We start from the raw sequence: 11,705 nt of genomic DNA, 5'->3' as shown, positions 1-11,705 counted from the left end.
GGGTTCATGTTCGGAGCACGCCGCAACACACGAACAGTTCTCGGTGCCGCGCTGGCCGGGATCACGGTCCTGGCGACGGCCGTGGCACCGGCGACGGCCGTCGCAGCGGAGACCGGCTGCAAGGTCACCTACTCGGTGACGGGCCAGTGGCAGGGCGGTTTCAAGGCCGACGTCGCCGTCACCAACCTCGGTGCCGCTGTCGACGGCTGGAAGCTGCGCTGGGAGTGGCCGTCCGGCCAGCAGGCGGGGAACGCCTGGAACGCGAAGATCACCGAGGAGGACGGCCAGGTCACCGCCGCCAACGTCGCCCAGAACGCCAGGATCGCGTCGCAGGCCACGGTGAAGTTCGGGTTCACGGGCACCTGGGACCACGCCAACACGGCGCCGTTGTCGTTCTCGCTCAACGGTGTCACGTGCGTCCACGGCGGGAAGCAGCTCACCGCGACGGAGCAGGTGGCGGCGATGGAACCGGGGTGGAACCTCGGCAACACGCTGGACTCGACCGGCAGCGAGGAGACGTCGTGGGGCAACCCGCGCATCACCGAAGAGCTGCTGGACAACGTGAAGGCGCAGGGCTTCAAGAGCATCCGCCTTCCGGTCACCTGGAGCGCGCACCTGGCGTCCGACGGCACGATCGAGCCGGGGTACCTGGCCCGGGTCAAGGAGGTCGTCCGCTGGGCGCTGGCGCGTGATCTGTACGTGCTGGTCAACATTCACCACGACTCGTGGCAGTGGATCTGGAAGATGCCTGCTGAGCACGACCTCGTGCTCACCCGGTTCAACAAGATCTGGACGCAGCTGGCGGGCGCCTTCGCCGAGTTCGGGCCCAAGCTGACGTTCGAGAGCTGGAACGAGCCGCAGTTCACCGGGAGCACGGGCAAGCCGCAGGAAATACAGCTGAACAACGAGCTGAACGCGTCGTTCCGCGACATCGTGCGCCGGTCGGGCGGCAACAACGCCACCCGCCTGCTGGTGCTGCCGACCATGCACACGTCGTCCGAGCAGGCGTACATCGACCCGGTGGTGGAGCAGATCCGCGGGTTCGGCGACCCCAACATCGCCGCGACCGTGCACTACTACGGCTACTGGCCGTTCAGCGTGAACATCGCGGGCGGGACGCGCTTCGACGCGGGAGTCCAGAAGGACATCACCGACTCGTTCGACCGCGTGCACACCAGCTTCATCGCGCGCGGCATCCCGGTGATCCTCGGCGAGTACGGCCTGCTCGGGTTCGACCGGCACACCGGGACCATCGAGCAGGGCGAGAAGCTGAAGTTCTTCGAGTACCTCGGCTACTACGCGCGTACCAAGAAGATCACCACGATGTTGTGGGACAACGGCCAGCACCTCGGCCGCACGTCGTTCCAGTGGAGCGATCCGCAGCTCTTCGCGCAGATCAGGTCGAGCTGGACGACCCGGTCCGGCACCGCGTTCACCGACCAGGTGTTCAACGCGAAGTCGAGTGACATCACCGCCAAGACGATCGCGCTGAACCTCAACGGCACGTCGTTCACCGGGCTGTACAACGGAAACATCGCCCTGACGCGCGGCCGCGACTACACGGTCGACGGCGACCGGCTCACCCTGACCGCCTCGGCGCTGACGAAGCTGAGCGGCTCGCGCGGCTACGGCACGAACGCGGTGCTGACGGCCAAGTTCTCCCACGGCGTGCCGTGGCGGTTCTACGTCATCACCTATGACACGCCGGTGTTGTCCGGCGCGACGGGGACGACGGCGAAGTTCGAGATCCCGACCGCCTTCCGCGGCGACCAGCTCGCCACGATGGAGGCCAAGTACGACGACGGCGCCTTCGCCGGCCCGAACGACTGGACGTCCTTCAAGGAGTTCGACAAGACCTTCACGCCCAACTACGCGGACAGCAAGACCACCCTGACGCCGGACTTCTTCGGCGCCGTGAAGGACGACCAGCGAGTGACGCTCACGTTCCACTACTGGAGTGGTGCCAAGGTCACCTACCACGTCACCAAGTCGGGCGGCGCGGTCACCGGCACGACCGCCTGATCCGGTTCACCCAGAACGGAAACCACCGAAGGCTCGCATGACCTTCGGTGGTTTCCGTTGCTATGTGGACACTTTGTTGTCATGTCCAAGATATATGAAACTTTCTCGCGTTGTTCTAGCGTCGCGGCATCGTGCTCGAAGTCGCGTCAGGAGTCGTGCGGTGAGAATGGTCCGATTGGTCAGAACTGTTGCTGCTGTCGGCTTACTGGCCGCCGGCGTGGTGTCCGCGGCCGCTCTGCCCTCCGTGGCGGCACCACCGTCCGGCGGAACGTTCTCGGTGCTGAGCTACAACGTCGCCGGACTCCCGGAAGGACTGTCCAGCGGCAGCCCGAAGGCGAACACGCCGATCATCGGCCAGCGGATCAGGCCGTACGACATCGTGCACGTGCAGGAGGACTTCAACTACCACGCGTCGCTCTACGCCAACAACACGCACCCGTTCCGCACGCCCACCAGCGGCGGCGTCCCGTTCGGCGACGGGCTCAACACCCTGTCCGTCCACCCGTACGCGGACACGGACTTCGCCCGCAAGAAGTGGGACAAGTGCAACGGCACGGACTGCCTGACCCCCAAAGGCTTCACCTGGTCGCGGCTGCGGCTCGCAGAGGGCGTGCTGGTCGACTTCTACAACGTGCACACGAACGCGGGTGACAACGAGGCCGACCTGGCCGCACGGCGGGCCAACATCAGCCAGCTGTCCCGGTTCATCACCGACTACTCGGCCGGCAACGCGGTGGTGGTCGCGGGCGACACCAACACGCGCTACACCCGCACCGGCGACAACATCCGGGAGCTGGTCGCCGCCAACGGCCTGACCGACGCCTGGGTGCAGGAGGAACGGGGTGGCGTGCCGCCGGCCGCCGGCAGCACGACGCTGGGCTGCAACGAGCAGAACGTCAGCGACGCGTGCGAGGTCGTCGACAAGATCCTGTTCCGCGGCAACAGGTACATCACGCTCGACCTGACCCGGTACGGCAACGACAACGCGGCGTTCCGCACGGCCGACAACAAGATGCTGTCCGACCACTACCCGATCGCGGCGGACTTCCGGTGGACGCTGAACCCAGGGCTGTCGCTCAGCGAGGCGTGGGGCGGACCGCACGGCGACGCCTTCACCGACCTCGCCTCGGTTCCGCTGGCGCAGCGCGTCGCCAAGGTGAGCCTCCGCGCGGGATCGCGCGTCGACCAGGTCGGGCTCACGTTCGCCGACGGCACCTCCTTCACCCACGGAGGCAACGGCGGCACCGCGCGAGAGCTGACGCTGGCGGCGGGGGAGCACCTGAAGTCGGTCACGCTCCACTCGGCGCAGTACAAGGGACGCACGAGGGTCTTCTACGCCGACTTCGCGACGAACACCGGGCGCACCCTGTCCGGTGGCAGCCGGACGTCCAGTTCTGTCACCTGCACCGCGCCCGACGGCTGGCAGATCGCCGGCTTCCACGGCCGCTCCGGCGACGAGGTGGACTCGCTCGGCGTGATCTACAGCCGGATCGCGTGATGGCGCCGCGGACCGACCGTCGCGGGTTCCTCATCGGCACCGGACTCGCCGCCGGATCCGTGCTCGGCAGCACGCCGGCCCACGCGCACGACGAGCGGCGAGGCGGTTACCTGTGGCTCGCGGGCGACCACCACGTCCACAGCCAGTACAGCAACGACGCGATGTACCCGGTGGCCACGCAGGTGGCGCGGGCGGCCAGGCACGGCCTGAGCTGGCTGACGATCACCGACCACGGCAACGTGCCGTTCGCGAAGTTCAGCGTTCCTCCGCTGACGGCGGACATCGCGGCCGCGCGCCGCGCGTACGAGGACGTGCTGGTGTTCACCGGGCTGGAGTGGAACATCCCGGCGGGCGAGCACACCACGCTGATGCTCGCTCCCGGCCGGGGCGAGGCGAGCCTGTTGCAGGAGTTCGTCACCAGATTCGACGCGCGGGTGAACGGCACCCGTGACGGCACGCCCGCCAACGAGGCGATCGCGTTGCAGGCCCTGAACTTCCTGAAGGACGCGGTGGCCGGCCGCCGGGTCGACGACGCGCTGGTGCTGCCCAACCACCCGTCGCGGCTCGGCATCAACTCCCCGCAGGAGACCAGGAACTGGCGGGACACCGCGCCCGGCATCGTGATCGGCATGGAGGGCGCACCGGGCCACCAGGCGGCGGGCCTGCCCGCACCGGGCATGGCTCGTGGCCGCGGACTGTACGACTCGGCCCCCGGCAAGTTCTCCTTCCCCGGCTATCCCGCGGAGAGCTACCGCACCTGGGGAGGGTTCGACTGGGCCGCGGCCACCGTCGGCGGCCTCTGGGACAGCATGCTCGCCGAGGGCAAGCCGTGGTGGATCACCACCACCTCGGACGGCCACCAGGGGTGCGGGGACTGGGTGAAGAACCCGGTCGACCGCCTCGACCAGCAGGCCTACGACGAGATCCCGTACGACAGCGCCGGGCACACGTTCACCAGCACCGGCCGTTTTCCCGATCCGGTCAACGCCGGCCGCCCGATCACGGAGTACAGCTCGTTCCCGCCCGGCGCCTACAACAAGACCTGGGTCGGCGTCTCCCAGCGCGGGTACCGCGAGGTGATGCGGGCGATGCGGGCCGGCCGGATGTGGGTCGGCCTCGGCGATCTGGTGTCGGGTGTCGACGTCCGGCTGCGCCCGCGCGGGTCGCACGGGTCGGGCGTGGCGATGGGCGGAACCCTGCGGGCGCGTCGCGGCGACGTGGTGGAGGCGGTGATCAGGATCGATCTGGCGGACCGCCCGAACTTCGCGGGCTTCGTGCCGGAGCTCGCCAGGGTCGACCTGATCGTCGGCGCGATCACCGGTGCGGCCTCGGACCGGTCGGCGCTGCACGCCCCGCGGACGAAGGTCGTGAGGTCCTGGGACGTCCGGCAGCGGACCGGCACCGTCGAGCTGGTCCATCGGATCACCGTGGACGGACCGTGTTACATCCGGGTCCGCGGCACCGACGGCAAGCGAAGCGCGCCCGGTTACCACGGTGCCGCGGTCGATCCGGCCGGTCCCGCGCTGGACGTGATCGGCAGGTCGGACCCGTGGGAAGACCTCTGGTTCTACTCCAACCCGATCTTCGTCGCCGCACCACGCTGAACGGGCGTTACGGGGATCTATCTCGTTCTGGGACCGTTCCCAGAATTCCACTCGAACAGAGCAGTAAGAGAATCGGGCAGACGAACCGTTTGTGCGCCATGTGGTGTCTTGCGCTGTGTCATTAGGGGGGTGTGCGGTTACACCGGGCCTCGGTTGGCCCAAGTGACTCGCGTTACAGTGCCGTGAAATCTGGGAGCGCTCCCAGGGTCGAGAGGCGGCGGCATGGCTCGACGACGAGCAATGGCATTGGCGGTCGCGGTGGCGACTGTGGTCGGTGGTGCGCCCGCTGTGGCAGCCCCGGCGGCGGTCGCGTGCACCGTCACCTACGAGATCACCAACCAGTGGGACACCGGGTTCGGTGCCACGGCGAAGATTCGCAACGACGGCGACGTGATGGACGGCTGGCGGCTGACGTGGTCGTTCCCCGACGGGCAACGTGTCACGCAGGGCTGGAACGGTACTTTCAGCCAATCCGGCGCCGTGGTGACCGTGACCAATCCGGACTGGGCCCGCACGATTCCCGCGGGTGGTTCGGCGCAGGTGGGTTTCAACGGCAGCAAGGGTTCGGCGAACCGTCCGCCCACTGACTTCGCGGTCAACGGCGTGGCGTGCACCGGTCCCAACCAGGCGCCTTCGGTGGCGCTGACCGCGCCTGCCACAGGCAGCACCTACACGCTTCCGGCGACGATTCCGCTGGCGGCGACCGCGCAGGACACCGACGGCACGATCGCGAAGGTCGACTTCTACGCGGGCGACACGTTGATCGCGACGGACACGTCGGCTCCGTTCAGCGGCAGCTGGACCACGGCACCCGCGGGCGATCACCGCATCACCGCCAGGGCGTCCGACAACCTCGGCGCCACCACCATCTCCGCACCGGCGACGGTCAAGGTGCTGGCCGGACCCGCCGTGCTGGCGACGCCGAGCACGCTGTCGGTCAAGCAGGGCTCGACGGCCACGTTCGACGTCTCGCTGGCCACGGCACCGAGTCAGCCGGTCACCGTCACCCTCGCTCGCACCGGCAGCGCGGACCTGACGGCGGCACCGACGACCCTCACGTTCACCAGCACCGCGAAGCAGACGGTGACGGTGACGTCGGCGGCCAACGGCGGTGAGCTCGCGACGGCCACGTTCACCGCGTCGGCGCCCGGCCACAACCCGGCGAGCGTCACGGTCAAGGAGCTCGATCCGTCCACTTCGGACTTCAACAAGGCGTTCCTGGACCAGTACAACAAGATCAAGGACCCGGCGAGCGGGTACTTCCGCAAGTTCGGCGACCTGCTCGTGCCGTACCACTCGGTCGAGACCCTGATGGTCGAGGCGCCGGACCACGGTCACCAGACCACGTCCGAGGCGTTCAGCTACTACCTGTGGCTGGAAGCGAGCTACGGCCGCATCAGCGGTGACTGGGCGCCGTTCAAGTCCGCCTGGGCGTCGATGGAGAAGTTCATCATCCCGGCGAAGGTCGACCAGCCGACCAATGACAAGTACAACGCGGCGAAGCCGGCGACCTACGCGCCGGAACACCCGCGGATGGATCGCTACCCGGCGGTGCTGGACAGCGCCATCCCGGTGGGGCAGGACCCGATCGCGGCCGAGCTGAAGGCCGCCTACGGCAGCGATGACGTCTACGGCATGCACTGGCTGATCGACGTCGACAACACCTACGGCTTCGGGCGTTGCGGCGACGGCACCACCGCGCCGGCTTACATCAACACCTACCAGCGCGGTTCGTCCGAGTCGGTGTGGGAGACCATCCCGCAGCCGTCGTGCGACACCTTCAAGCACGGTGGCCCCAACGGTTACCTCGACCTGTTCACCAAGGACTCCTCCTACGCCAAGCAGTGGAAGTACACCAACGCACCGGACGCGGACGCCCGCGCGGTGCAGGTGGCACTGCTCGCCCAGCAGTGGGCGACCGCGCAGGGCAAGGAGTCCCAGGTCGCGCCCGAGATCGCCAAGGCCGCGAAGATGGGCGACTACCTGCGGTACGCCATGTTCGACAAGTACTTCAAGCGTATCGGCAACTGCACCAGCCCGAGCTCGTGCCCCGCGGGTACGGGCAAGAGCAGCGAGCACTACCTGATGTCCTGGTACTACGCATGGGGCGGTGCGACCGACACCAGCGCCGGCTGGGCGTGGCGCATCGGTGACAGCGCCTCGCACCAGGGCTACCAGAACCCGCTGGCGGCACACGCGCTGGCGAACGTCCCGGCGCTCAAGCCGTTGTCCGCCACCGGGCAGCAGGACTGGGCGAAGAGCCTGGACCGGCAGATGGAACTGCTGCAGTGGCTGCAGTCCGCCGACGGTGGTCTCGCCGGTGGTGTCACGAACAGCTGGGAAGGCCAGTACGCCGCTCCTCCCTCCGGCACGCCGACGTTCTACGGCATGTACTACGACGCCCACCCGGTGTGGCGCGACCCGCCGTCGAACCGCTGGTTCGGCTTCCAGGTGTGGGGCATCGAACGGACCGCGGCGCTGTACCGGATGACCGGGGACGCCCGCGCGAAGAAGATCCTCGACAAGTGGGTGCCGTGGGCCATCGCGAACACCACCACCGGTACCAACTTCCAGATCCCCGCGGATCTCGAGTGGTCCGGCTCGCCGGACACGTGGAACGCCACCAACCCCGGCGCGAACGCGAACCTGCGGGTCCGCGTCCTCAACCACAACCAGGACGTCGGTGTGGCCGCGTCCTACGCCAAGGTGCTGCTGAACTACGCGTCGAGGTCGGGCAACGCCCAGGCCAAGACCACCGGTGAGGCGCTGCTGACGTCGTTGCTGTCCAAGCAGGACAGTCTGGGCATCGCGACACCGGAGACCCGCAGCGACTACAACCGGTTCGACGACACGTACAACGCCACCACCGGTGAGGGTCCGTACGTGCCGCCGGGCTGGACCGGGCGGATGCCGAACGGCGACCAGATCGGGCAGAGCTCGACGTTCCTGTCCATGCGGTCGATGTTCCGCAACGACCCGCAGTGGCCGAAGGTGCAGTCCTATCTGGACGGTGGACCGGCACCGACGTTCACCTACCACCGCTTCTGGGCGCAAGCCGAGATAGCCACGGCGTTCTCCCTGCACGCCGAGATCTACGGGTGAGGAGTATCGGGATGAGAAAACGCATCGCGCTCTTGCTCGTCGCCGCCACCACCGGCGCTGTTCTCGTGCACACCGGCGGGACGGCCCTCGCGCACGGTTCGATGGTCTGGCCGGCCAGCCGCACCTACGCCTGTTACCAGGACGGCAGGGCAGGCAGCGGCGGCGGTGACCTCCAGCCCACCAACCCGGCGTGCGTCCAGGCGGTCGCCCTCGGTGGCAAGCAACCGCTGTGGGACTGGTACGGCAACCTGATCAGCAACGCGGCCGGGCGGCACCGGGAGATCATCCCGGACGGCAACCTCTGCGGCCCCACCACGAAGTACGACGCCTACAACCAGGCGCGTGCCGACTGGCCGGTCACCTCGGTGACGGCGAACGCCACGGTCACGTTGCGGTACAACGCATGGGCGCCGCACCCCGGCACGTGGGAGCAGTACGTCACCAAGGACGGCTTCGACGTCACCAAGCCGTTGAAGTGGTCCGATCTGGAGGCCGTGCCGTTCGACAAGGTCACCAACCCACCGCTGGGCAACGGCGAGTACAGCTGGCAGGCCAAGCTGCCCAACAAGTCCGGCCGGCACATCATCTACTCGCTCTGGCAGCGCTCCGACAGCCCGGAAGCGTTCTACAGCTGTTCGGACGTGCTGTTCGGCGGTGGCGTGCCGGACACCCAGGCACCGTCCGCTCCCGGCACCCCGGTCGCGTCCTCGGTCACCGGCAGTTCGGTGCGGCTGGACTGGCCGGCGGCGACGGACAACTTCGGTGTGTCGGAGTACCGCGTCTACCGCGGTGACCTGTTGGTCGCCACGTCGACGACGAACTCGGTCACGGTCAGAGGGCTGAGTTCGAACACCGACTACACCTTCCGCGTGGTCGCGGTCGACGCGGCGGGCAACGTCTCGCCGTTGTCGCCGAGCGCCACGGTGCGCACCGGCAGTGGTGCCGGGGCGTGCACGGTGACCTACACCAAGCCGAGCACCTGGAACGGCGGCTTCACGGCGAACGTGAAGATCGCCAACGGTAGTGCGGAAGCTGTGCGCGCGTGGCAGCTCGTCTGGGACTTCCCCAGCACGCAACGGGTGTCGTCGGCCTGGTCGTCCACGATCACCGTCGCGGACGGGAAGGCCACCGCGAAGGGTGCCTCGTACAACGCCGACATCTCCGCCGGCGGTTCGGTGGAGTTCGGGTTCAACGTGGCGATGACCGGTGCGGTGACCGATCCGGTGAACTTCGAGCTCAGCGGCGTCTCCTGCGCCGTCCCGTGATGAGGGTCCTCCTCGCCCTCTTCGTGGCCGGTTCGGTCGCGCTCGCCGTTGTGGTCGCGCGCGCCGGACCGGCCCCGGATCCGGCCAGGGGGGTCGACGGGATCGCCGCCTGGCTGAACCAGGTCGCCGGCGACTGCACCGACGTGCGCAGGGGCGAGGACTTCGCCGCGTTCGCCGGTCCGGTGCGGGCGAAGGTCTACGGGCCGTTCGTCGTGGAGTGGGGCACCTGCACCAAACCGCCCTACGAACAGCTGGGGCTCCTCGTGCTGCGACCGGGCTTGGAAGAAGCCTGGCGCGGCGCGCTGGCCAGGGGTGAGGTCCGGGGCGACCCGGACCTCGTGTTCGGCGACGGGTTCGCGATCACGGGCTCGACCGGCATGGAGCACCTCGGCCTGAAACGACTCGAGTGCACGCCTGCCGCGTGCACTCTCGTCCAGATCAAACACCATTGAAAGACAGGAGATCCGTGGCAATGAGGCTCAACGGACAAAGGCGGTGGGCCGCGGCGGGAGTCGCGGTCGCCATCGCGGTGGCGACGTTCGGGGTGGCGCTCAGCGCACCCGCGGGCGCCGCACCTGGCTGCCGGGTCGACTACAAGGCGAACAACTGGGGTGGCGGTGGCTTCGGCGCCGCCGTGAAGATCACCAACCTGGGCGACGCGGTGTCGAACTGGACGCTGAAGTTCAGCTTCCCCGGAGCACAGCGCGTGACACAGGGGTGGAGTGCCACCTGGACGCAGTCGGGCGCGGACGTGACGGCGGCGAACGCGTCGTGGAACGGCAGCCTCGGCACCGGTGCGTCCGTCGACATCGGCTTCAACGGCAGCTACACCGGCAGCACGAACGCCGACCCTGCGACGTTCACGCTCAACGGCACGGTCTGCACGGGCCTGCAGCCACCGACCACCACGACCACCACCACGACGAGTGACCCGAACCCCGATCCCGGCAACCGCGTCGACAACCCGTACGCGGGCGCGAAGCAGTACGTCAACCCGGACTGGTCGGCCAAGGCGGCCGCCGAGCCCGGTGGCAGCCGGGTGGCGAACCAGCCGACCGGCGTGTGGATCGACCGCATCGCGGCGATCACCGGCACCGTCGACTCCCGTGGCATCGCCGGACATCTGGACGAGGCGGTGCGCCAGGCGGCGGGCTCACCACTCGTCATCCAGTTCGTGATCTACAACCTGCCGGGGCGTGACTGCTCGGCGCTCGCCTCGAACGGCGAGCTCAAGGCGACCGAGATCGACAGGTACAAGACGGAGTACATCGACCCGATCGCGGCGATCCTCGCCAGGCCCGCGTACAAGGACCTGCGGATCGTGACCACGGTGGAGATCGACTCCCTGCCGAACCTGGTCACCAACGTGACGCCGCGCCCGACCGCGGTGCCGCAGTGCGACGTGATGAAGGCCAACGGGAACTACGTCACCGGTGTCGGCTACGCACTGGCGAAGCTCGGCGCGGTCCCGAACGTCTACAACTACCTGGACATCGGTCACCACGGCTGGATCGGCTGGGACGACAACTTCGGCGCTACGGCCGAGCTGCTGTTCCAGGCGGCCAACGCGTCCGGCAGCACCAAGGCGAACGTCCAGGGCTTCATCGCCAACACCGCCAACTACGGCGCGTTGCGTGAGCCGAACTTCACCATCGACGACACGGTGAACGGTACTTCCGTGCGCCAGTCGAAGTGGGTGGACTGGAACCGTTACGTCGACGAGCAGTCGTACGCGCAGGCGTTCCGGCAGCGGGCGGTGCAGGCGGGCTTCGACGCCAACGTCGGCATGCTGATCGACACCAGCCGCAACGGCTGGGGCGGCGCGGCCCGTCCCACCGGACCCGGACCGAAGACCACCGTGGACGCCTACGTCAACGGCGGCAAGCTCGACCGGCGCATCCACCTCGGCAACTGGTGCAACCAGTCAGGTGCTGGTCTGGGCGAACGGCCGAAGGCGGCACCCGCGTCCGGCATCGACGCGTACGTGTGGATGAAGCCTCCGGGCGAGTCGGACGGTGCGAGCAAGGAGATCCCGAACAACGAGGGCAAGGGCGCGGACAAGATGTGCGACCCGGCCTACACCGGAAACGTCCGCAACGGCAACAGCATGTCGGGCGCTCTGGCGGACGCCCCGCTGTCGGGCAAGTGGTTCTCCGCGCAGTTCCAGGAGCTCATGCGCAACGCCTACCCGGCGCTGTGACGACGAGTCCGCAG

General features: G+C 68.3%; 7 protein-coding genes. All 7 read left to right on the top strand.

Annotated elements, in window-relative coordinates; translation table 11 throughout:
* Positions 1-6: 6 nt before the first annotated feature.
* A complete protein-coding gene (locus ACWGE0_RS38385; protein WP_452265785.1) occupies positions 7-2,022 on the top strand; it encodes a cellulase family glycosylhydrolase in 2,016 nt (671 codons plus the stop codon).
* Positions 2,023-2,197: 175 nt separating this feature from the next.
* Positions 2,198-3,520, top strand: coding sequence for a jacalin-like lectin (locus ACWGE0_RS38380; protein ID WP_452265784.1), 1,323 nt, complete (start codon positions 2,198-2,200; stop codon positions 3,518-3,520).
* Positions 3,520-5,124, top strand: coding sequence for a PHP domain-containing protein (locus tag ACWGE0_RS38375; RefSeq protein ID WP_452265783.1), 1,605 nt, complete (start codon positions 3,520-3,522; stop codon positions 5,122-5,124). Before ACWGE0_RS38380 ends, ACWGE0_RS38375 begins: the two co-directional genes overlap by 1 nt.
* A 240-nt stretch (positions 5,125-5,364) precedes the next feature.
* On the top strand, positions 5,365-8,226 hold the full coding sequence (locus tag ACWGE0_RS38370) for a glycoside hydrolase family 48 protein (RefSeq protein WP_452265782.1): 2,862 nt from the start codon (positions 5,365-5,367) through the stop codon (positions 8,224-8,226).
* An 11-nt stretch (positions 8,227-8,237) separates the two neighbouring features.
* Positions 8,238-9,491, top strand: coding sequence for a lytic polysaccharide monooxygenase (locus tag ACWGE0_RS38365; protein ID WP_452265781.1), 1,254 nt, complete (start codon positions 8,238-8,240; stop codon positions 9,489-9,491).
* Positions 9,491-9,943, top strand: coding sequence for a hypothetical protein (locus ACWGE0_RS38360; RefSeq protein ID WP_452265780.1), 453 nt, complete (start codon positions 9,491-9,493; stop codon positions 9,941-9,943). Before ACWGE0_RS38365 ends, ACWGE0_RS38360 begins: the two co-directional genes overlap by 1 nt.
* 20 nt (positions 9,944-9,963) lie before the next feature.
* The gene (locus ACWGE0_RS38355) at positions 9,964-11,691 is read left to right on the top strand and encodes a glycoside hydrolase family 6 protein (protein WP_452265779.1); all 1,728 of its coding nucleotides are present in this window, start codon (positions 9,964-9,966) and stop codon (positions 11,689-11,691) included.
* The last annotated feature ends 14 nt before the right edge of the window (positions 11,692-11,705 follow it).

The organism is Lentzea sp. NPDC054927, from assembly GCF_053610285.1.
This window is presented reverse-complemented; position numbering and strand designations above follow the sequence as displayed.